The sequence below is a fragment of the Bacillus sp. FSL R5-0654 genome (genome assembly GCF_038008745.1).
Lineage (GTDB): Bacteria > Bacillota > Bacilli > Bacillales > Bacillaceae > Bacillus > Bacillus safensis.
Map to the genome: position 1 here is coordinate 2,924,551 of NZ_JBBOZV010000001.1, position 22,270 is coordinate 2,946,820.

General features: G+C 40.8%; 20 protein-coding genes. 2 read left to right on the forward strand and 18 right to left on the reverse strand.

Annotation, left to right across the window (positions count from 1 at the left end):
* Window positions 1-31 precede the first annotated feature (31 nt).
* The 4 genes from NSS76_RS15045 to degQ form a co-directional block, all read right to left on the reverse strand.
* On the reverse strand, window positions 32-2,344 hold the full coding sequence (locus NSS76_RS15045) for an ATP-binding protein (RefSeq protein ID WP_206534351.1): 2,313 nt from the start codon (window positions 2,342-2,344) through the stop codon (window positions 32-34).
* Window positions 2,345-2,397: 53 nt separating this feature from the next.
* Window positions 2,398-2,568 carry a competence pheromone ComX gene (gene comX, locus NSS76_RS15050; RefSeq protein WP_098677614.1) on the reverse strand — a complete coding sequence of 57 codons (171 nt, stop codon included), beginning with the start codon at window positions 2,566-2,568 and terminating at the stop codon, window positions 2,398-2,400.
* Window positions 2,565-3,479: a polyprenyl synthetase family protein gene (locus NSS76_RS15055; RefSeq protein ID WP_206534350.1), complete on the reverse strand. Its 915-nt coding sequence runs from the start codon at window positions 3,477-3,479 to the stop codon at window positions 2,565-2,567. The genes comX and NSS76_RS15055 overlap by 4 nt, the downstream gene beginning before the upstream one ends.
* A 151-nt stretch (window positions 3,480-3,630) precedes the next feature.
* Window positions 3,631-3,771: a degradation enzyme regulation protein DegQ gene (degQ, locus tag NSS76_RS15060; RefSeq protein WP_003213123.1), complete on the reverse strand. Its 141-nt coding sequence runs from the start codon at window positions 3,769-3,771 to the stop codon at window positions 3,631-3,633.
* Between the two features lie 505 nt (window positions 3,772-4,276).
* Here degQ and NSS76_RS15065 point away from each other — a divergent pair.
* Window positions 4,277-4,633: a hypothetical protein gene (locus NSS76_RS15065; RefSeq protein WP_052503035.1), complete on the forward strand. Its 357-nt coding sequence runs from the start codon at window positions 4,277-4,279 to the stop codon at window positions 4,631-4,633.
* 35 nt (window positions 4,634-4,668) lie between these two features.
* On the opposite strand, the gene NSS76_RS15070 is transcribed toward NSS76_RS15065, so the two are convergent.
* From NSS76_RS15070 to NSS76_RS15110, 9 genes are all read right to left on the reverse strand, one after another.
* The gene (locus tag NSS76_RS15070; protein WP_024423326.1) at window positions 4,669-5,895 is read right to left on the reverse strand and encodes an EAL and HDOD domain-containing protein; all 1,227 of its coding nucleotides are present in this window, start codon (window positions 5,893-5,895) and stop codon (window positions 4,669-4,671) included.
* A gap of 137 nt (window positions 5,896-6,032) precedes the next feature.
* Window positions 6,033-7,505 (reverse strand): nicotinate phosphoribosyltransferase, encoded by a 1,473-nt coding sequence (locus NSS76_RS15075; RefSeq protein ID WP_024423327.1) that lies wholly within the window; start codon window positions 7,503-7,505, stop codon window positions 6,033-6,035.
* 17 nt (window positions 7,506-7,522) lie between these two features.
* The gene (locus NSS76_RS15080; RefSeq protein ID WP_024423328.1) at window positions 7,523-8,074 is read right to left on the reverse strand and encodes a cysteine hydrolase family protein; all 552 of its coding nucleotides are present in this window, start codon (window positions 8,072-8,074) and stop codon (window positions 7,523-7,525) included.
* Window positions 8,075-8,134: 60 nt separating this feature from the next.
* Window positions 8,135-8,542: a YueI family protein gene (locus NSS76_RS15085; RefSeq protein WP_103131554.1), complete on the reverse strand. Its 408-nt coding sequence runs from the start codon at window positions 8,540-8,542 to the stop codon at window positions 8,135-8,137.
* Between the two features lie 27 nt (window positions 8,543-8,569).
* Window positions 8,570-8,818 (reverse strand): YueH family protein, encoded by a 249-nt coding sequence (locus NSS76_RS15090; RefSeq protein ID WP_024423330.1) that lies wholly within the window; start codon window positions 8,816-8,818, stop codon window positions 8,570-8,572.
* Between the two features lie 96 nt (window positions 8,819-8,914).
* On the reverse strand, window positions 8,915-9,136 hold the full coding sequence (locus NSS76_RS15095; RefSeq protein ID WP_024423331.1) for a spore germination protein: 222 nt from the start codon (window positions 9,134-9,136) through the stop codon (window positions 8,915-8,917).
* Between the two features lie 98 nt (window positions 9,137-9,234).
* A complete protein-coding gene (locus tag NSS76_RS15100; protein WP_024423332.1) occupies window positions 9,235-9,456 on the reverse strand; it encodes a spore germination protein in 222 nt (73 codons plus the stop codon).
* A gap of 66 nt (window positions 9,457-9,522) precedes the next feature.
* Window positions 9,523-10,626 carry an AI-2E family transporter gene (locus NSS76_RS15105; RefSeq protein ID WP_024423333.1) on the reverse strand — a complete coding sequence of 368 codons (1,104 nt, stop codon included), beginning with the start codon at window positions 10,624-10,626 and terminating at the stop codon, window positions 9,523-9,525.
* Between the two features lie 183 nt (window positions 10,627-10,809).
* The gene (locus tag NSS76_RS15110; RefSeq protein ID WP_024423334.1) at window positions 10,810-11,046 is read right to left on the reverse strand and encodes a YuzF family protein; all 237 of its coding nucleotides are present in this window, start codon (window positions 11,044-11,046) and stop codon (window positions 10,810-10,812) included.
* A 176-nt stretch (window positions 11,047-11,222) separates the two neighbouring features.
* Between NSS76_RS15110 and NSS76_RS15115 the strand changes: the two genes are divergently transcribed.
* On the forward strand, window positions 11,223-12,710 hold the full coding sequence (locus NSS76_RS15115) for an esterase/lipase family protein (protein WP_247721604.1): 1,488 nt from the start codon (window positions 11,223-11,225) through the stop codon (window positions 12,708-12,710).
* Here NSS76_RS15115 and NSS76_RS15120 read toward each other — a convergent pair.
* From NSS76_RS15120 to essC, 5 genes are all read right to left on the reverse strand, one after another.
* Window positions 12,707-13,240, reverse strand: a complete 534-nt coding sequence (locus NSS76_RS15120) for an HD domain-containing protein (protein ID WP_044335785.1) — start codon at window positions 13,238-13,240, stop codon at window positions 12,707-12,709. The two genes, NSS76_RS15115 and NSS76_RS15120, sit on opposite strands and share 4 nt — an antisense overlap.
* A 299-nt stretch (window positions 13,241-13,539) precedes the next feature.
* Window positions 13,540-14,283 carry a (S)-benzoin forming benzil reductase gene (locus NSS76_RS15125; RefSeq protein ID WP_311978522.1) on the reverse strand — a complete coding sequence of 248 codons (744 nt, stop codon included), beginning with the start codon at window positions 14,281-14,283 and terminating at the stop codon, window positions 13,540-13,542.
* Window positions 14,284-14,382: 99 nt separating this feature from the next.
* A complete protein-coding gene (gene essA, locus NSS76_RS15130) occupies window positions 14,383-14,868 on the reverse strand; it encodes a type VII secretion protein EssA (RefSeq protein WP_341082415.1) in 486 nt (161 codons plus the stop codon).
* Entirely contained in the window at window positions 14,858-17,752 is a 2,895-nt protein-coding gene (gene esaA / locus NSS76_RS15135; protein WP_185853807.1) for a type VII secretion protein EsaA, read from the reverse strand. The genes essA and esaA overlap by 11 nt, the downstream gene beginning before the upstream one ends.
* Window positions 17,749-22,224 (reverse strand): type VII secretion protein EssC, encoded by a 4,476-nt coding sequence (essC, locus tag NSS76_RS15140; protein WP_341082416.1) that lies wholly within the window; start codon window positions 22,222-22,224, stop codon window positions 17,749-17,751. Before essC ends, esaA begins: the two co-directional genes overlap by 4 nt.
* Window positions 22,225-22,270 lie beyond the last annotated feature (46 nt).

The following is a 22,270-nucleotide window of genomic DNA, read 5'->3' on the forward strand; positions in this document are numbered from 1 at the left end:
CTGATGCCAAGTCTTAATCCTTAATAAATCGTTACAATTCCATTTCAATTTTCACCTTAAGCCCTTTTTCCGGGGCTGTGTGAATTTGAAGCTTTCCATTTAACGCTTTCACTCGTTCTCTAATTCCCGATAGCCCCATGCTCATTGTGTGCTGATCAAGATGACTGGCATCAAAACCGACTCCATCATCCTCATAGTGAAGAACAACCTGATCTTTAATACAAATCAGCATCACTAACACTTGAGTGGCTTTTGAGTGCTTCAGGGCGTTGGATAACAGCTCCTGAACAATTCGGTAAATATTCAGCTGTGAATCAATATCAATGTCCAATTCTTTATCAAAGCGTGTCGTATTCAGCCTAATATGAAACGGCGCTTCCTCCTGAATTTGAGAAGTCAGCTTCGATATCGCCTTTACTAAACCTAAATCATACAGCAGCTGCGGGCGAAGCTCATGACACGTTTCTCTCGTCGTTTGAATCACTTTGGACATTTGATCATTCCATGAGATAAGCGAATTTTCAATAGATGTCGGGCATTGGTTGTTTTGGAAATTCGTTAAAAACATCTCCGACTGCCTTTTTAGTGATATTAAGTCCTGCAGCACGGAATCATGAAGATCTCTCGCTAAATCTGAACGCTGCTTTTCTTCCATAGCAAACATGATTTTCTTCAGCCATGCAGGATTGGCCTCGCGCTGTTTCAAATCGTCAAGATGCTCCATCAATTCTTCGATTTTAACGACATTTTCCAAACTGACACTTGTATAAAAGGCCAATGTTTTTAGCCAAGAAATCTCATCACGCGTTAATTTCGGTGTCTGTATATTGGATAAGCAGCAAATGATAAACGAGTGACCGCCCCGTTCGCCAATTTTCATCATAAACCCTTTATCAAGCTCAATAATTTTCCCGACTTCACCTAAAATATCTTGAAATTGATCCACGTATTCTTTCCATAGCTGACTATCATTTGTGGATTCATCAATTTCAATAATTTGTCCGTCAGCTTTCACCTCAAGCACAAAGGCTTTATTCACAACAAGCACTTCTAAAATGGTGTATTTCAAATGATACAGCACTTGATGAAGTGAGGACGCCTCACGAATGAGCTGCGTGAATTTAAACACACTGTCCTGGTAATTATGCTTTTCTGAAAAACGCTTCAGACGGAAGCGGAAATCTAGAATTTCTTTGAAATAGAATACAGCCAGCATGAGTGTATAAGTAATTATTGCGAGCTTCAGTGTGTATTTCAAATCTTCTGGTTTTTGCAGAATGTAAAACGTGACAACAACAAAAACGGTCGGTGTAATTGCAAGAAATCCGTAGTATTTCAGTCTGCTTAACAAAAAATCCATATTGTAAAGCTTGTTCGTCATGAATTGATACACAAGTGAAAAAGGAATGAGCAAGACAAAAGAAGTTAAGAAAAAGGGATCTATCACATAAATACGAAACAAAACATATGGGATTGCAAATAAAAAGATAAATGGACAAAATGCTATGATATTTATCATCACAAAAAACTTTAAAACAGACCCCTGCTCTGTCTCTTTATATTTCCGCATTCCATTGATAATCACTTTGAATGACATGATAATAGAAGCAAAAAAGAATAAAAGATTTAAACTTGGCATGTATCTGGCTAACGCCGAATCAATTGGAACAAATAACTCTATTACTAGATTAATTATAGGAAGACTATATAAAAAGCGAATCGTTTTTTGAGTCGTTATATGCAGGTCAAACTCTTTGAAATATTGATAAATGAAATGAATATAAAAGACAAATACACTTGATAAACAAAATACGATCACATAATGGCTAAATCTCTCACCAATACCTGAAGTACCTGCACTAAGATATCCGATACAAATTGTTAATAAAAATACAACTAAAAGAAATGCTGATTTTCGTTGGGCCTCTTTGTTAATTCGAATGATAAAGAAGATACAAAATAAACAAATTGAATACAGGATGAGAGGAATTATATAGACAAATAAACTTTCTTGACCAATCAATGTCTTATTTTTTAGGGTGATCATTTGGTTGCCTCTTTGAATATCAATTCTTTGCACATTCCTAAGCTCACCATTGATCAAATGATCTTTGTTGTTAGCAGGTTCCCCATTGATTTTAAGTATAATATCTCCTTCTTCTAATCCTGATGTGTAGGCTAAAGAAAGATATTCAACTTTGACAACTTCTGCTTGACCGTTCTTGTTCTCCGCTACACGTGCTCCATTAAAAATATCAAATACATAAATATATGAAACATAGATCACAAATAAAAAAGAAAGAAAAACCAAAAAAGCAGATAGTTTCGTATAAGTTATCTTCATGTATAAAACATCCTTAACTGGAGAACTTTTAAATCATTTTTAAATGAATAGTATCATTTATAGTACCATATATACTCTGCAGACATTTGCCCTTTTTTAATCCCCTGAATGATTGCTTTCATGGTTTGCTCATCTGTGTGAATTAAACTTGCATTCCCTAAGTCTAATTCATTCACAACACCAGGATTTTTCACTAAATATGCAATAACATTTTGAATGTTCAATCATTGCCCTCCTTTGTCATAAATGCACATAATTGTTCCTTCTTCTTCCCCGGTAAATCAAGTTGTTCAATTCCTTGCTTCATTTTTAACAGCATAATCTCTCTCATCGATACCATGTACTGAGTCAAACCAGCTTCAAGTAACTTCTGCTTCAGTTGAAACGGCTTTTGCTCTGACTCAACCAGCCGGTTAGAAAAGAAGGAAAGAAGCTCTTGACTGGCGTCGTTAAAACGTCTTTGTAAATAACTGAATGCCAGCGTTTGTTTTTTTTGAAAATCTCCGTTTGATTTTGAAAATAACGCAAAAAAATCGTTACTGATCTGTTCAGCAACACCATAATATATCGAATAAGATTCCACAGTGGCGTTTATTTTTCCTGTCGCTAAATAAACACCCAATACGCTAGAAATAGCTGTTAAAGATCCTGATTTTTTCTTTAAAACCTCTACACACTCTTCTTCTGTTCCATGCAAATGACGCAAATCCTCGTGCTGCCCTTCCATTGACATTTTAATGAAATGGAACAGTTTCTCTAATAGTTGAGAATTATTTTCACATATTGATGTGATGAATTGGATACTCACCGTATACAAATACGTAGAAGCATTGATGGCCACTCCTTGATCGACGTTCATCCAAGGATACGAATCATTGTCCTGATCTTCAATATCATCTAATATATCGGCAGATAAAATGAGAAGTTCAATCCCTGCTGCCAGTTTTGTAATCGCTTGCTTGTCTTGTCCGCCAAATGCCTCATAATGCTGGTAAGCCAATTGACCAAGAGGAAATTCTTTTTTTCTATCTGTAAATTCCAGAAGCAGCTTTTGTAAATCATTCTGCCTGACTGCATGTTGAATAAAATCAGACATATTCTGCTTGATTTTTGTATTCTCTAGATAGTTTAGCATACTCGATCTTGTACCTCACCCTTTCGTCTTTTATTTTACTAAAAAGACATGAGCAAATGTCCACTGACATCACTATTTAACAATTATATAATAATATATCCTTTTTTTGTATGTATTTGGATAAAAAAAAGACTTGATGATTATCAAGTCTTTAAGAAATTTTCACATATTCATATTTGTCGTATTGATCAATGCTTTTGTTAATGTTATGAAGAGAAGCCGTTGTTTCTCTGATTTCGTTTTCAAGTTTCCATAATAATTGTTTAAGTTCTTCGATTTCATACTTTTCCATCGATTCCACTCTCCTTTTTTGGAAGATCAATGTATTTGTGTATGGTGATTGGGTCATAAGTATTTGATCTGTTACTAACAGTGTAAATGTAATTGAGTATTTTTTCACCGAAAAGTATGCACAAAACGTGTGCGTGATACCGCAAAATTCAATAGGTCTTTTTTCATCATTTTCTGACTTTTCAAATCATACTTTTATCTCAATTTCAAAGGAATTGCGTCATTTTTGCGACAGGAATAGGCATCATTCGTCACACTTCTCTCCCGATAGAACGTACGATCCCCTCTGTATCTTCGGTTTTGCGTGTCATAGGTCAGACGACAGACGCTATTGTGGACACCGCAATTTTTTGGCGACATTCACCGAAATTGACCGCAAAAGTACCTATTTTTATGCTGGAATTACAAAGATAGAAAGATCATTTTGATTCTTTATTCTGATTTTCTACATACATTTAGAACAGATATCCGTCCAATTTCACGTCAATGAGAGAAGAGGTGACCATGTGTTTTACTATGTTCCTTATCCTGCTTTGCAGGTTCCCGCAATGAGCCACGCATACCCGCCGCGCACGCCAATGACTTTTCCTCCAGTAGATGCCCACTCATTTCAACGAGCCGCAAAGGAATCGGCCCGTCTCGTTGCTGATGCTTCACTCATCACGCAGCAAATTTCAAGCTCCCTTCCGTTTGCGCAGCGCATCATGGAGGCTGCTGAACGCTCTGATTCCACAAGTGTGATCCGAATGCTGAAGCAAATCGGTGTGAAAAGCGGCATAGATATCCGCTTTAGTCCAGAAGGGATTCGAATCTACTTGTCTCTTGCCTCCAGCAGACTTTTTCTTCTTTTAAAATGGGCATGACAAAGAAAAAGCCGCTCTCACGCGAGCGGCTTTTCTTAAGATTCAAACATTTTATGGCACCATTCAATGGCTTCTATATAACACCCATAGGCTTCCTGTTTCGGGAGATTTCCATCTAACATTTCATCATCCCATTCATTTCGTTCAATACGTTTGGCCACACCTAGCACAAAAGAATAATCATTTTCATAGCCAAGCAGTGCCTCGCCAACTTCATCAGAAAGCGGCAGTTCCTTCACAAGTTCTGTGATATCTGCCCTGACAAGCGTATCAATGAGAGAAAACATACCTGTCAGCATATAAGAGGCGGGGTGCTCTCGTTCAGTACGAGAAGCAATCAGTTCACACGTTTTGGCACGAATGAATGACATTTTGATAATTTCTTTTTGGCTTGAGTTAGCTTGGACATTCAGTTCTTTAAATGAAAGGATAAAGATCCAGCGCCGAATTTCATTAAACCCAAGCAGGATAATCGCCTGCCGGATACTTTTAATTTGATAAAGACGTCTCATGCCGCCTGAATTCAGCATTTTTAATAATTGATATGATAGCGAAAGGTCACTTTCAATAAAATGGGTGACGGTCTGGATATTCGGCTGGTCCTTGCTTAACTCATTTAAAAGCTGATGGTACGCATGGAAGCTGGTCGATAATGCTCTTCCCGATATCACATGCGGCTCACTAAAGAAATACCCTTGAAACAAGTGGAAGCCCGCTTCTAGTGCCTCTTCATATTCTCTTCTCGTTTCTACCTTTTCTGCTAGGAATCGAAGGCGATACTTTTTATACGAATGCAGAATATCTCTTCGTTCTTGCGTTGTGGTTTTCAGAAAGTCAATTTTTAAAATATCTATGCAATAGAGGAGTTCCTCAAGCAGCTTGTCACTATAATGTGTTCCGTTTAGGAAGAAATCATCGAGTGCAATCGTATATCCCCATTTTTTTAACTGCTTACATCTCATAATAAGTGCCGGGGTAATCGGTACATTTTCTAATATCTCGATCACAAGCTGATGCGGATCAAAATAGGTGAGCAGATCAGATGAAAGTAAGCTTTCGGTGAAATTAATATAGCATCGTTTTCCTTCTGTCAGTGTTTCGATGCCGATATTTAGAAAACTATTGATAATGAGGTCCGTTGTCGCTTGATCACCGTCTTCAGCGCTATATGTATTGGTTTCACTATCTCTATAAAGCAGCTCATATGATACGACTTGTTCTTTTCTGTTAAAAATAGGCTGTCTCGCAACAAACACCCTCAACTGCTCCAATCCTCCTTTATGCCATGACAAACAAGATGTGCTTTCAGTATACCAAATGATTGCGCTTTTAGTTCAATTTCAATCGGTCAAAATAAAAAAAAGAGACCACCTGGCTTGATGGTCTCCCTTTCTTCAAATCATTCGCTTTCATAAAGCTCTTTTTTGATTTTATTTTTCACATCATGGATAAACTGCATTTTATTATCCCAGCATTTTTGACTCAAATCGACTGGATATTCTTCTGGTTTGCTGATTCGTTTGTATTCCTCCCAGAAGAGTCCAAGACTGTCCTGCACGTAGGCTTGAATCGTTTGAATATCTGGATTGTCATAGACAAGTTTTCCTTGCTCAAAAATCGGGACGTGAAGATCTTTCGCCACAAAGTTTGTCACGAATTTACTAATAAATGTATGCACAGGATGGAACATTTTTAGTTTATCCTCACTATGAACATCTTCCTCTTCAAGCGCAATGTAGTCACCCTCAGAATGATGATTCAATTGATTGATAATGCGGTACACACGTTTACGGCCTGGTGTTGTCACTTTCTCTGGGTTGGATGAAATTTTGATGGTATCATTCATTTTGCCGTTTTCTTCAATGGACACCAGTTTATACACTGCACCGAGGGCTGGCTGATCGAATGCTGTGATCAGTTTTGTTCCAACACCCCACACATCAATTTTGGCGCCCTGTGCCTTTAAGTTCATAATGGTGTGTTCATCAAGATCGCTTGATGCAATGACTTTGGCATCATGGAATCCTGCTTCATCCAGCATTGTTCTAGCTTTTTTAGACAAGTATGCAAGGTCTCCGCTATCAAGTCTGACACCAATGAAGTTGATTTTGTCTCCAAATTCTTTCGCTACCTTAATCGCATTCGGAATACCTGATCTGACAGTATCATACGTATCGACTAAAAAGACACAGTCTGTATGTGTTTCAGCATATTTTTTAAATGCTGTATATTCATCGCGGTATGCTTGTACAAGAGCGTGGGCATGTGTTCCTGATACTGGAATGTTGAAGCGTTTCCCAGCACGAACATTACTTGTCGCCTGAAAGCCGCCGATGAGTGCCGCTCTTGCTCCCCACATCGCCGCATCCATTTCATGCGCACGTCTTGTTCCGAATTCTAATGCTGTCTCATCTTCAATAATTCCTTTAATCCGGGCCGCTTTTGTTGCAATCAGCGTCTGGAAATTCACGATATTGAGCAATGCCGTTTCAATTAACTGAGCTTCAACAAGCGTTGCCTCGATGCGCATAATCGGTTCATTCGCAAAGACAATTTCCCCTTCTCGCATTGAATGAAGTGTACCTGTAAAGGACAATCCGCTTAAATAGTCAATGAAATCGCTTTTATAACCGAGTTCATCTTTTAAATACGCCAGATCGCTTTCGGTGAAGGAAAAGTCCGATAAATATTCAATCGCTTTCTCTAAGCCAGCAAATACAGCGAAGCCATTGTCAAATGGAAGCTTTCTAAAGAAGAGTTCAAAGACTGCCTTCTTCTCATGAATGCCGTCTCTCCAATACGTTTCTGCCATGTTAATTTGATAAAGATCTGTATGTAGTGATAAACTGTCGTCATTAAACCGATGCTCCAACTTCCATTCTCCTTCCCTTACTTAACCACTTTCGCACCAAGCGACTGCTCAAAGTGAGAAAGTGCCCACTCGTGCCCCGCTTCATTAAAACTCGCCACAGCATTTTGGTGAATCACAAGTTCGAAGCCTTTATTGTACGCATCAACAGCTGTATGAAGTACACAAATATCGGTACATACGCCGGCTAAGTGAAGTTCCGTGATGCCGCGCTCGCGCAGTTTCATTTCTAATTGAGTGCCTGCAAAAGCAGAGTATCTTGTTTTTTCCATATAGTAGACATGTTTTAAATGTTTTGACGTGTGAAATAGTGAACTTAGTTTTCCATAAAGTTCAATACCCTCTGTTCCGCGAATATTATGGGGCGGAAATAACTTTGTCTCTGGATGATAAGGGTCCTCTTCTTCATGATGATCGACAGCAAAGACGACAAAGTGGCCTTCATCAATAAATGAAGAAGTGATCTCTGTGATCTTAGACTCAATCGCCTGTCCAGGCTTTCCGCATGTCAGTTTTCCATCGTCTGCAACAAAATCAACTGTATAATCAATACAAATCAACGCTTTGCCCATCCGCATCTCTCCCATATGCTCTTTTGAATCATTATAGCTTATTCATTTCACTAGGGAAACCTATTCAACAGATTCATGAGAAAAAGCTTTTTGAAACAGCTCATCCTCTATATAGATATGCTCCTGATTGACCGCACCAGGCATCTCGATGATAAGACCAAAAGGAGAGTGTGCTTCGTGATGATTCACCACTTTAAAGGAACATCCAGCAGCATTTGCCATTTTCACATATTGAGAATAAGAAGCATAAGACAGTTCACCATTTAAAAGAAGGGAGGCCTGTCGATTGGCCTTCAATACTTGTTCCACCTCTTGATACGGTTTATTTCTTGATACCTGTCCCTTTGTCAGGGCGAGAAGCGCTCGTTCCCTTAATGAACCAAGAAACATCCTTCGTTCATCGGGTTTTGTTTCAGCATGTCCAAATATCCCTTGCTGCAAATAAAAGTCTACGGATTCTTCTTTCATCGCTGTTTTCACTCCTGGTTTCTAAATTTACATTTCTGTGACCCAGTGCACAATTTTGAGTGCGAGGTCACGGGCTTCGTCTGTTTCTACTCTTTCCATTAAAGATTGTTCAAGCGTATGGATGAGCTGCTCCTTTTCGTCCTCATACGCAATGGAAATACTCCATTCAATGTCAGGTACGGCTACAAGCGTTTTATATTCTTTTTTATTTTCATGTAAATATACATTGTAGGTCTTTGGTTGTCCGCTTGTGATGTGTGCTTTTCTAATTTTCATTTGACTCAGTTCACACCTCTTTTTTCTTCTTACATCCATATCTATTGTACCATAAAAAAAGACAGCTTCTGAAAAGGAATTCCCTTTCAAAGCTGGCTATGCATTAAAGCTCTTTTGCTGGCTGATCAGGTTTATATCCCACATAAACGTAACGTTTGGACTGCTAAAAAATTGGACAAAGTCCCCTGCATTATAGGTACCTGATCCACCGGCGGAGTGATCGACACTTTTTGGCGAAATGGCAAAAACATCACCGAAATGTGCAGAACCATTTCCAATCACACGGTCAATATGAATAGGCCCAACAATCGCTGGCATCTTTCCACCACCTTTTCTCCCCACATCATATGCCCAGCTTAAAAATACGTGTATGAAAAATAAAAAAGACAGCTGACCTGTGAGTATCAGCTGCCTTCCTATGCATTAAATGATTGAGGCTGGCCAAACAATGTAAAGTCCCAAAGCATCGTGGCATTCGGATTACTTGTAAGTGACATATAATCACCTGAATTAAAGGCTCCCGCACCGCCAGTAGAGTGGTCTACAGCCAAAGGGGCAATGGCCAGGACATCACCGAAAGTAGCTGCACCGTTTCCTCCTAACGACTCGATATGAATAGGTCCAACGATTGCAGGCATCAGAATCTCCCCCTATCTGCTTATCTCAATCATCTTATGCAAGAAGGGAAAAGGTGTGCATTTGTCCTAGACGTTTAAATGCTGTTCTTTGCGAGAACGCTGACGCAGCTGCACCAATCTGACAATATTCAAGGTGATGGCTTTCAGCAGTGCATAGACAGGGACCGCAAAGATCATGCCAAGGATTCCGCCAAAGCTTCCTGCCCCAATTAATAGCAGGATGATGGTCAAAGGATGTGTGTTGAGGCGTTTTCCAATGATCAATGGAGAAATGACATTTCCGTCAATTTGCTGAACGACAAGAATGACAATGACTGTCACCACCGCTTTTCCAGGCGAATCAAGAAACGCAATAAGCACAGCTGGTGCCGCGCCAAGATATGGCCCAAGGTACGGAATCACATTTGTGACCGCAATGATAATGCCGAGAATGAGCGCATATTTCACACCGATTAATAAGTATCCGATAAAACAAGCCACTCCAACAAATAAACAGACAACAATCTGCCCTTGTATGTAAGCCGCAAGTGTATCGTTTAATTCTTTAAAGATTTTCAATCCTTCCTTACGGTAAGGCATTGGCAAAAATTGAACGAGCTTGTCCGGAAACTTATGTCCGTCTTTCAACATATAAAACAAAATGAACGGAACTGTGATCACAGCTAAAGCAATATTGGCAATCACGCCAAACACTGCAGACATGCTTGAAGCAATATTTTCCGGCAAACCTTTTAATGTCGAAACAATTGTCTGTTCAAACTTCGAGACGGAGACATAATCTTGGTTCATCATCCAAGTGAATGTTTTAGAATGTGAGAAATCGTTGATAAATTTCTGCATATCCGTCACATAACCAGGGAAGCTTTTGACAAGTCCACCGACCTGCGTGACAATAACCGGTCCCGCAGCATTCACAATGAACGTGATGAGTCCGATGAACAAAAGATAAATGATCAGGATAGCAAGTGTCCTAGGAATTTTCTTGGACAAAAATCGAACAATTGGATTAAAGATGAAAAAGAGAATCCCAGCCAGCAAGATGGGAACAAACAAGGTGGATGCAAATAAAATAATCGGCTGAAATAAAAACGAAACCTTTGTTGATACATAAACAATGAGTAAAACAAGTAATATTTGGAATGTCCAAAAATGAACTTTAGATTTTAACAAAGATGCTCCTCCTGTTACGTATTGATCTTATTAAAAAACTACTATTCAACCCACCTTCTGTCAACTGCTTCTTGTTTTAGAACCTCATTTTTTGTAAAAAAAAGAACAATTGGTATATCATGCACTTTTTCCAGATATACATTCTATAAGCGTGAAAAAAGCAGACACCTTTGCGTCTGCTTGTTACACTCTTTCACTGTGATCAGGCATCACCGATACAATTTGCTGGATCCGCACATAAAAAACTGATTTTGCCCCCGCCTCAATCACAATATGATCCGGCATGACTTCCTTCAATTTTCCGCGCACTGTATCTTTCACTGTTTGAACAATTAATCTCATACCGATCACTTTCTGCAATGTTTGATAAACATATGGATCAACTAATGAAACAAGCTGCGGACTTCCTTGTTGTGCCATCCTACCTGCCCCTTTACTTGTGTATTTACCCACAGCGTATGCAATGACCCATGTGAATGTCACTCAGGGCAAACCCACAACCTAAATACCATATTTTAACATTTTATGTAATTTTACATCTTTTGGAAGTATAATAGATTGGTGCTGCCAACAATTTAAAACATTTGAAGAGGTGAATGATCTTGAAAAAACTCATCTGTCTCGCTGCTGTCATGCTCTTTTTTTCCTTTGCAAGTTATGCGTATGCAGGATCAATTGGGGATGAGCCTGGGACACCAGGGAAGTGGTTTAAAGGAGAAGAGCCGGTTCAAAAAGACGAGTCAAAACCGCCGCTTGTTTTTGTTCACGGCATTAACAGCTCCTCCTCCACATGGTTCGACCGAAACGACATGGCAAAGCAAGCTGTTCTGAACGGATACGAAAGCGCATTCATAGATTTGTATCCAGATCAGGATACGAAAAAGAATGGCAAACTATTAGCAGAAAAGTTAAAAGAAATCTATGATGTGTTCGGTCGAAAACTCATTGTGATTGGTCATAGTAAAGGCGGGGTGGATACACAGTCCGCACTCGTGTATCACAATGCCCATCCATATGTAGAGAAGGTCATCACACTCGGCTCCCCTCATTACGGGACGCCGCTGGCAGATTTAGCGTATAGCAAGGGCGGAAGCTGGCTCGCGGAAATTCTTGGACAAAAAAGCGACGCGCTCTATTCTTTGCAAACGGGGCTCATGGCGGCTTTTCGAAGTGAAACCGACAAGCTGGAGAAGTTTCCTCATAAATACATCACGTATTCGGGATCGGAATGGGGAACATTTGGCGGGGTGCTGTACTTAGGAGGCATGTATTTAAAGAGCTTTGGCGCAAACGATGGCGCCGTCACGGTAAGCAGCACAAGACTATCATATGCAAACAATATTTTAACAGGGAAATGGGATCACAACTCAATTAAAAACGGCACAAGCATGTTCCCTGTGTTTCAGCATCAGCTGCTGGCAAATGCCGCAAGCGCTGAAAAAGAAAATATAGAGAGCCCGAACTCTACTGAGCTGAATACAGATGTTTATGTGAAAGGCGGTGAAAGTGAAAAGGAGAAAACAGAAACGTTCTATGTAGAGGAAGGAACGAATGGCTTATCGATTCAGTGGTTAAATGAAAGTCATGAGGCGCGGCCGGAAATCATCGCCCCAAATGGAGACGTCTTAACAAATCTGAAGACATCGAAAGCATCTTTCCCATATGAAGGCGCATTTTCGCACCATGTACAAATCAATAAACCCGTTCCTGGAAAATGGACGATTCGATCAAATTCAGGAAAAAAGGCTCCTTATTTGCTGCTCGTATCCTTTGATTCACCATTAAATGACGAAATCAAAGCAGAGGCAGCGAAATCAGGGGATGATGCATCGACCCATTCAAGCGGTCTGATTAAACGATTAAGCAAGAAAGTAGAAACCTTTTACTTTAAGGATGCCCAAAAAGATCATCCTCTTAAAACAACTGCTTCATCAGCTGTTCAATTGAAAAAAGAAGGTGCTTATTCTGTCACGGTTCATTACACCGGACTCACTGCATCAGGTACATCTGCATTTAACCGTACCGTTATTCGCACATTGTATGTCGATCAGGATGGAAATATTCATGGAGACATTCCATACTAAACAGAACGTTTCATTGGCTGAAGTGCCTGCTCCACTTTCTGATCCAATTCCGTGATTTTTTTCATTGCAAGTGATTCGTCTATTTGTCTGTAATGGTGATGTCCGCCAGGCTCTTCATCCATTTCGTCTGCTTTCTTAACAATTTGCTGAAGTGTGTCCTTATGAAGGTCGCCCTCTGGCAAATATGAATCTGTATGAAGCAGAATCGCAAGCGCAATATCTTTGGCTGCCTTTGGTTCCTCACCGAGGCGTATGAGCAGTTTGTGAGCCCGCTCTGCGCCTTTAATGGCATGAATATCATTCCGTCTATATGTCTCGTAATCCCATTCTCCGCCAGCTGTATACCATTCATAGTGGCCGATGTCATGCAAGAGGGCTGCTTTCACAGCGAGATCTGGATTAATCCCAGCCTGCATCGCCAGTTTGAATGCGTGATAAGCACAAGCAATCGCATGGGCTTTTCCTGAACGATTTAAATATTTTTGAGCGACTGGATGGGTGTAAACATCCATTAATGTAACCTTTCTCATGGAAACCCCTCCTTATCTATATTTTTAGCATCCTAACATATTCTGAAAAGAAACTCAAATGTTCTGTTATATTTTCTATGAATCTCAAGAATAGCTTATGTCAAATGAGCTGTTTTTGCTTGTACAATACGAAAAAAGCAGTCGCTATGACTGCTTTTTTTCCTCTTTTCAGCGTGTTATGAAAACCCTTGAAGTCTAGGAAGGCCGAGTACTGGTGCGGAGCGAATTTGAGATTCGTGAGCACCGGCACGCAGGCCTGACACCGAATGCGAGGGTTTGTCTTCACGCTGCAGCCGTCGTTATGACTGCTTTTTCCCATACTCACGTGCATCGTAGACACATCCGCCAGCTGGATCACCAGCTAAAAGATCGAGCAAAATACCTGCGACTTCATCTGGACTCTTCAGTGTGCCTGTTTCATATAATTGCTGAAAACGGTCTATTTGTTCAAAGTCTTGTTTTGATGATTTCCGAATTTCCCCCTGCATATCTGTATCGATCGTGCCGGGTGAAAAGGAAAACGTGTTGATCGGATGCGCCTCGTCCTGTTGTTCCTCATGAAAAGTCCTCATAAACATATCGAGTCCTGCCTTTGAACTGCAATACGCACTCCAGCCTTTGTATGGGTTTTTCGCCGCTCCAGAAGAGAGATGAACGATCGTTTTCTTTCCGTTAAATGATTGAGTCTGCTTGGCAAACACATGGCTCAGCAAAACAGGAATGACAAGATTCAGCTTGTAATGCTGATGAAGTGTATCCTGTCCGCCTTGTCCAACGCGCTTGATCGGTGTGACCATTCCTGCATTGTTGACAAGTAAGATGTCATCAGCATCTGCCAGAGTTTGCGGCGTAAGACTATGTTGAAGCCATTTGGCCGCTGCTTCTTCATCGGTCAGATCAACCTGGGTATGTGTAAGCTTCGGATGGGATATTGGCGATGCACTTCTTGCTGCCGTGTACACATGATCCCCGCGTGCAAGCAGCCTGTTCACAAGTGCTAAGCCAAAACCTTTTGATCCGCCTGTAACGATTGAAATTCGAATGACAATCTCCTCCCTTGATATCACTATTTTACGTAGTGAAACGGTATGACATCAAGCAATCTGCATAAAGAAAAGCCTGCCTCTATTAAAAGAGACAGACTATTTCTTTTCAGCCTTCACATTCACCTTTGGAATCAGGATGATCATCACAACGAGACCAAGGGCTATCAAGAAACCAAAGATCATCGGAAGCAGTGCCGATGTCTGCTTCTCATGTTCATCCTCAGAAGGTGCTGATACAGCCGAATCACTAAAAGAGATATTCATCTCTTTCATCATACGAGCTGGTGTTTTGGGCGGGTTCTCCTTTAGATCACTAAATAACTGCGGAGAAAGAGATCCCCCTGGGGCTTTAGGCGGTTTAGCAAAATGAATGTCTGTTTTGATTTTTGATGTCGTTTTGCTTTGTTCGTATTTCGTTTGATCCCTCAATATACTCGAGTTAATATTGAGTTCCTTTTCCTGATATTCATTCGGCTTGACATTCGTATCCGTATCTTCACCAGCAGCGAAAGCAGCAGGGATGAGAAGAAAAAGGGAAACGGCAACGAGTGCCGTCCCTTTCACGAATAGACTAAGCTTCATGAGTCACATCACGTTCCTCTGTTTTATCTTTCCATAGCTTTTTCACAAGCGGTACGACCATGAAAAGAACAGTTAAAATCACTAACCCTGTGACGCCCATTCCAAAGGTGTCTCCATTTCCATATTGAATCGACAGGTACACGTCTGTCACTGGATTGGTAAAGTGGAAATTCGGCATCACCAAATCAATTAACGGTGCGACAAAGAAGAAAATCAGCGCTGTTGCTGCCATCCACCCGGCAATAGAACCGAATAGGAAGGCCGTGCGAATAAAGGCAGAGCACGCCACTAATAACAAAATGGTGAAGATCGACCATTGAATGGCTTGATCATCGGCAAGTTTGTAAATGTTCAGTCCAAACAAACTGATCATGAGTCCGACTAATAGATTCAAGATGCCAAACAGTGCACCTTTGACCAGCATCGGAGCTGACGCATAATACGAGCTGAAAAAGCCAATTAACAAACTGCTGATCATCACAATGACCAAAATGACGACCGGCGGTACAGTCTGCGTTTTTTCTTCCGGCACATCGCCGCTGATTTTCAGCGGATTGGCTAAATGGTTATACACATAGTTGCTGTTGCCTTGATCACTTAATGTATTTCCTAAAATACCCTTTAAATCTTGCTGAACAAGCTTTGTAGAGTCGACATTCTTGCTCCAGTTTTCATTCAGCGTATCTGCTTTTTCTTGAACTGTTGTGACACTCTCTTCAATGTTATTCGTATAATCCGCCACCCCTTTTTGGCGGTCGGTTAACGAACTCATATTTTCAGAAAGACGAAGCACTTCCTGACCAATTGAATCCTGTGCACTGACAACAATTGAACTGCCTGCAAGGTCTGCTGTATACACCGCATCTCCTTGATCAGCCATTTGCTCAGCTACATTGTCCGCACTTTCAGAAATTGTCTGTAATTCCTGTTCCATGCTTGCCTGCTGAGTCGTAATGTACTCCGCATAACCATCTGAAAACTTCTGCATCTCATCAATAAAAGTAGACACATCATCGTTTGATGTCAGCATCTGGTTTTTGAGCTTATCCCAGTTTTCTGTTTCTTCTTTTTTGATGGAGAGGATGGACTGGATATTCTCTTCTTTTGCATCATATAGAGAAGAGTTATTAGATGGTTCGTATAAATCATTAAGCATCATTTCTAGTTGGGAGAGTTGATTGGAATACTCCATTAATTTCTTAGTGTTTCTTGTATTTGTTTCAAACTCTTGATCAAATATCTTAATGTTAAAGGCATTTGCAATAGGTGAGTTTTCTTGTTTCAGCTCTTTTACTTTGCTTAAAATAGAGGATTCCTGATTTTTGATTTCATTTGGAATCACATTATATCGATCTTGTAACTGTAAAAACTTCTTTTCAAGTTTATCTATTTTGTCAGAAAGGTCTTTAAGCTCTTCATTTATCTGACTCACTTTATCTTTCAATTCGTCATTATGAGCGGCCGCTTTTTCTTGAATTTTCTTTTTCACTTCATCTAGACGAGTAGCGAGTGCTTTTAGATCATCCTTCGATGAATTCGTGCTGCCGGTATCTGGCTGAGCAGGATCATCACCTGTATTATCATCATTGTTATCTCCAGTAGGCGGTGTCTCCTGATCTGCTAATTGATCCGCAAGATCGTTCATTTCTGTTGAAATTTGTGAGAGCTCATTTGTTTCTTCATCTAGGTTAATCCCAATCTCTTCTGGGTTTTCATTATCTTGATCTGATGAATCGTCATCATTATCGTCTTCTGGCGGCTTAGATGCGTTTATTAACTCTTGCCTTTTTGTATCTAACTTATTCTGCAAGACGATAATCTTATTTTTATAATAGTCCAAGTACCGCTTTTCATAGGTTTTAATTAGTTCTTCCTGAGAGTCCTGCACAAGTTTAGCTAATCCCTTTGATTGATCAGGAATAACGTCTTCTCTCGACTTTTGAACAGATTGGATGGCGCTGTCCGTTGTTTTCAGCTGACTTTGTACCCCGTTGATGTCTGTTTTGAGTCCGCCCATTTGATCACTAAAGCTGCGGGCATTTTGGTTTTGAATGTCAGCGAGCTGTTTGAGCCCTTGCTGGATTTGCTTTTGGCTTGCTGATTGTGCTTTGATCAAGAGATCCTTTTGTTTATCTTGATACTGCTGGTATTGATCGACTACTTTCACAAAGTCCTTTAATCGGTTCTTTGCTTCTTCTGTTGTACTCAAGCCGTCTTTATATTGTTTCTGTGAATCGGCCATCGCATTTTTTAATTCTTCTATTTGTTTCTTCTGCTGCTGGACGGCATCTGATAGTTTGTTTGAGTTCGGTTTATAGAAGTTGTACATCGTGTTTTGGAATTCAACTTCTTTGCCGACAATATGCTCAAATTCTTCTCTCACATTGCCAATTTCCTGTGATACAAAACTCCAGTATAGCGTCGACATCTGTTCATTCATTTTCTTTTGCGCATTTTCCAGCTCTCTCTGCACTTTCTCTTTATTGACTGCATTGAGCTGATCTTGAATCGAAAATTGGATGGACGCCTTTTCAGGATGGTCTTTATCATAGCTCAGCACATTTTTAGAGAAATCAGACGGAATATAAAGGACAGCGTCATATTTTCTGTTTTTCAGTCCATTTTCCGCCGCACTGCGATTCACTACAGTCCATGTATAATCAGGACGTTCTGACAATGCTGCCACAACATCCTGTCCGAAACGAGCCGTGTTTTCACTTTCGCTCGCTCCCATATCCTCATTGACCACTGCAATATTTCGCGTGGCATTCTTCTTCTGTTTTGCCGGGTCATCTCCAATCAGGTGGAAAAATAAAACCGGCAGCACAAGAATCAATATCATGGTGGATACGATTTTGATGGAGCTTTTTTGCTGCTCTGTCATTGAACACTCTTCCTTTCTACCGCACATAAAGGAACCTGGATTTTCTTCTCTTTTCCGTTTTCAACCAAATACCCGAAGCCTGGCTGAATCTCTGGTTCTTGTCTTGCATACGGAAGCGGTATGATGTTTTGCTCTGATTTTTTCATGAGTAACATAGCATGACGAACTTGTTTGATTTCGTTTGTGAGTGCATCATAGCCCTTACTAAACTCGGTATGATTCCCTGATGCAATCAGGCTGAAGCCTAAGTGTGCATATGACTTCATGAAATCAGCCAATTGATCTTGAAGACGCGGATCGATCGTCTGCTGAAAACGCGTAATGCCATCAATCACAAGCACAATTTGAGGAAATGACAGCTGATCGGTCTCCCCTTGGCGCACAGCTTCGACATACATTTCTTCCCGCACCTTGAATATGCGGTCCATTTCTTCTGCCCATTCGGTGATATCATCTTTTGTTTCAAGGTAATCAATGTTCTCTTCTTTTGCATAATGGGATAGACCTCGATCAATTGAATCAAAGACAGCCAGCTTTTCAGGCTTTGCCACTAAAAGCTGATCGAGCATCAGTTTTGTCACATTTGTTTTCCCGCGCTGCGTTTGACCGATAATGAGGCAATGTTTATTCTTTTTCAAGTCAAAATAAACAGGTGCCACAGATTCCTCATCTAATCCGACTGGAATGTCATAAGGCGGTTTTTGTTCATCTAAACGACTCTCAAGCTCCCAAACTGTCAGCTTATCAGGAAGCATTGGCACAGGCTTTGGTTTTTCGGATGGTTCAAAGCGGTCATGAAGAATCTGTATCTCTTGTTTCAAATGCTCAAACAATTCGAGATCGTTCTCTCCTTCAACTGGCAGAAACATTTGCGCAAAATAAAGCTCTTCTTTGTTAATAATGACTCGTCCTGGGATCGGCTCTAAGCTGAATTTCGGTCTGCCAATAATCGAGTACGCCTCTCCTTGATCCATTAAGTAATGGACAATCTTTGTTTTCAGATTGTTCATCAGCGATTGACGCACTGCATTTACCCGGGTTGCTGTAATCAAGAAGTATATACCTAGTGATTGTCCGTCACGGCTCAGCTGAATAAATTCAGATTCGAGCTCATGCATTTCGTCTTTGACAATGTCAAAGTTGTCAATCACGATAAAAATGAACGGAAGCTTTTTCTCATTTAAGGCGTTGTACATTTTGATATGACTCATTTCTTGCTGTCTGAATAAGCGCTTGCGATATTCAACCTCTTCCCGCAGACGCTTCATTGATTTTTGAATCTTTCTCATCTGATCCATTAAGAAATAATCCGCCGTATGCGGCAGTTTAGCTAACGGAAGCAATGTTCCGTTTCCGAAATCATAAATATATGCGTGCCATTCTTCAGGTGAATACCTCTCCGCAAAGCTCATCAGCAGTGTTGTGGCAGCAAGTGATTTGCCGTAGCCGGAGGAACCGAAGATGCCAATGTTCCCATCTTCCATCATTTGATAAGAAAGTGGATGCTGGCTTTGCTGATCTGGTTCATCGACAAGCGCAAAATGGAAGACATGCTCTTCACTCGACGCATAACGTGTTTTTGGAATACGTTCCTCAAGCGGTGGAAGCCATGGACTTGGCAGCTTCTCAATTCCAAGCTCTTGCTGCATACGTTCAATTTCATCCACAACAGCGGAAATCTCCGTCACTGTCTCTTTTTTCACTGCTGGCTCTGTGCTTACCCCTGATAACGGAATAAGACCAGTATCTGTCACAATGGCAATGTCATCTTCTGAGCCGTAGCCATCTTCCATATATGGTGCACCGCTCCAAGCCGATTGGAACAATTCATAAATTTCATTGTTGCCCACTTGTAAATAACCGCGGCCTGTGACGGTAATGGACGCTGCATCACTATTTTTCAAAATTTCCTTACTGTCTGACGCATCTTGTACTTTTAGTGCGACCTTAAAACGGGAGTTACTCCAAATCTGATCATCAATGACCCCGCCTGGCTTTTGGGTAGCCAAAATGAGATGGACCCCGAGGCTTCGGCCAATACGTGCAGCGCTGACAAGCTCCCTAATAAAGTCTGGCTCTTCACTTTTTAATTCAGCAAACTCATCAGAGATTAAGAACAAGTGAGGCATTGCCTGCTCAGCCTTTTTCTCCTTGTAAAGCTTCGTATAATCATTGATGTGATTCACATGATACTGATCAAACAGCCGCTGTCTTTTCTTCAATTCACTTTTAATTGAGGCAAGCGCTCTTTCACTAAAGTTCTTGCTGCCTTCAATATTGGTGATCGTTCCAAGTAAATGAGGAATATTTCGAAACGGCTGCGCCATTCCGCCGCCTTTATAGTCAATCAACAGAAAAGCAACTTCATGCGGGTGAAAATGTACAGCGAGCGATAAAATATACGTCTGTAAAAATTCACTTTTCCCTGATCCCGTTGTTCCCGCCAACAGTCCGTGCGGGCCATGTGCTTTTTCATGCAGGTTCAGATCGACAATGTCGTTTTTCCCTTTATAACCAATTGGAACTGATAATGATTTGGCCGTTTCTGAAGTCAGCCATTTTTCACGAATGCCAATGTCATCTACCTGTTTGGCATGGAAAAGATCAAGGAATGAGACCGTCTCAGGAATCGAATTGGTCATACCGACTTGATGATCTAATGTTCTCAGTGTTCTGGCAAACAGTTCATTGTCCCCGCGCTGATGTGTATCAAGCTGAAACGGAATTCGTACTGCCTTCTTGTGCTGAATGAGAATATCTCCTTCTTCTTCGTTAATATAACGGACAAGCGTCGAAATATTTTCAGCTAAGCTTTCCTTTGTTTCTGCTGCAAAGATGATGGAGATACCAAGATCTGTCCGGCTGCCTTCTAGGTATTCTAAAATCACATGCTCGGCAATGAGCTCATGATTTGTCACGATGAACACAAAATGAGGCGTAAAATTTTTCTTCTCTTTTTCTTCTTCTAAATCACGCTCGCGTAAAATTTCATAAATAGAGGACAACAGCTGATCGCGTGTTTGTTCGTTGTAAATAAACCCTTTGCCATATGTATGAGGCAGCTGGAAGTGCGGAAGCCATTTCATCCATTCCCAATTCTCATACTCCTGCTCATGAAAGATAAAGACAAATCTCAAATCGTGATAGCTGTGCGAGAAAGCAAGCTGTCCAACTAGCTGATGAAGCTCATTTTTCACAATCGCAGGCTTCCCTATTAATCCTGTTGGACCATCCGCAAGACCGAATGTAATCGGGACATTCTTCACTTCACGATATACTTTTTGCATGTGCTGCGTTTGTTCCATTAAGTCATCAACATCTCGATTGGCCATATCGCCGCCGCTCATCGATAATTCATAGCTTGATGGGACTGCGCCTGTTCCAAGACGCAGGTGCAAGAAGTCGTCACTCACAAGCGTCTTTTCCCAAATGCGTCCGCTGATTTCTGATGTTAAATACTTCATTTTTTCAAATGACGGATAATGATACGTCAAAATATATTGCTGGCGGTCATACAGCTCCTGCAGCTCTTTTCGTTTATTTTCTAAATAAAGAGAATAGACACGCTGCCGCTTCTCTTCTCGTCTTTTGCGCTGTGATTTTTCCTTAAAGTATTGAACGGACGATGTAATTAACGTCATGATAAACATCGCCATTGACACGATAATAAAGATTCCACGCGGCTGGATAAGGGCAACAATCCCCATCACAAGGAGCATCACAAGCGGCGGAAGGACAACAAGCCAAAGCCCTCTGCTATTATTTTCACTCTCCTGCGAAGGAAAGCTAAAGGATACCCGGTCATCTGGCAAATCATAAATCAAACGCGGTGTACGTCTGTATGAAGGGTATTTTTGTTTTGTTTCTGTACTTGGCGGTCTTGTTTTTTCCAAACGTGTATGAAAGGGTTCGTATGCTGTCACCTGTAATAAATCATCATCTTTAAATGTCACCGTCAGAAAGTTCCAGAACAGCTCATCTCCTGCATAAATCTTCTCTGGACCGTGGATTTTCTTTCCGTTCACGTAAATCGTCTCGTCCTGAGGCATGACATACCATGTTCCTTCGATTTTCTCTAAAGTGAACTGGCTGGCATCTTGAAACATGGAATGAGCTTGTTCTTTCCACACATCAATCTCATCTTTCTCTTCACGTGAAAAAGACAGCTCCACTCTATTTCCTAGGTAATAAATATGTTGATCATGATGTGCATCCATTAAAATAAGTGTGAGTGAACCAAGCTGATATGGTTCATGTGGAAGTAATTTGCCTTTCTTCTCATCTCCCTGATAAATAGTAAAACCATCATTCGGTTCATCAGGAGATAAACGAATGACCCCTTCATCAAACGAAAGTGAAGGGATTGTCACTGTATGCTCTATTTCAGGTCCAATCAGAGCTTCTCGATTGAACTGTTCATCTAAACGGACAGTTTGATAATCCTCCTCATAAAAAACCCAAAGAAGACTCAAACGCTCCACCTCCTCATGGGACAGCACCAACTGTCAGTTGTATCGA

Excerpts from the sequence above, each read along its gene's own strand:
- NSS76_RS15090 (WP_024423330.1), bottom strand. The coding sequence starts at position 8,818 with ATGAAAATTAGAAAAGCACACATCACAAGCGGACAACCAAAGACCTAC.
- degQ (WP_003213123.1), bottom strand. The coding sequence starts at position 3,771 with ATGGAAAAGTATGAAATCGAAGAACTTAAACAATTATTATGGAAACTT.
- NSS76_RS15100 (WP_024423332.1), bottom strand. The coding sequence starts at position 9,456 with ATGCCTGCAATCGTTGGACCTATTCATATCGAGTCGTTAGGAGGAAAC.
- NSS76_RS15095 (WP_024423331.1), bottom strand. The coding sequence starts at position 9,136 with ATGCCAGCGATTGTTGGGCCTATTCATATTGACCGTGTGATTGGAAAT.
- NSS76_RS15085 (WP_103131554.1), bottom strand. The coding sequence starts at position 8,542 with ATGAAAGAAGAATCCGTAGACTTTTATTTGCAGCAAGGGATATTTGGA.
- NSS76_RS15120 (WP_044335785.1), bottom strand. The coding sequence starts at position 13,240 with ATGAGAAAGGTTACATTAATGGATGTTTACACCCATCCAGTCGCTCAA.
- NSS76_RS15080 (WP_024423328.1), bottom strand. The coding sequence starts at position 8,074 with ATGGGCAAAGCGTTGATTTGTATTGATTATACAGTTGATTTTGTTGCA.
- NSS76_RS15055 (WP_206534350.1), bottom strand. The coding sequence starts at position 3,479 with ATGCTAAACTATCTAGAGAATACAAAAATCAAGCAGAATATGTCTGAT.
- NSS76_RS15115 (WP_247721604.1), top strand. The coding sequence starts at position 11,223 with ATGATCTTGAAAAAACTCATCTGTCTCGCTGCTGTCATGCTCTTTTTT.
- esaA (WP_185853807.1), bottom strand. The coding sequence starts at position 17,752 with ATGACAGAGCAGCAAAAAAGCTCCATCAAAATCGTATCCACCATGATA.
- NSS76_RS15045 (WP_206534351.1), bottom strand. The coding sequence starts at position 2,344 with ATGAAGATAACTTATACGAAACTATCTGCTTTTTTGGTTTTTCTTTCT.
- NSS76_RS15110 (WP_024423334.1), bottom strand. The coding sequence starts at position 11,046 with ATGGCACAACAAGGAAGTCCGCAGCTTGTTTCATTAGTTGATCCATAT.
- essA (WP_341082415.1), bottom strand. The coding sequence starts at position 14,868 with ATGAAGCTTAGTCTATTCGTGAAAGGGACGGCACTCGTTGCCGTTTCC.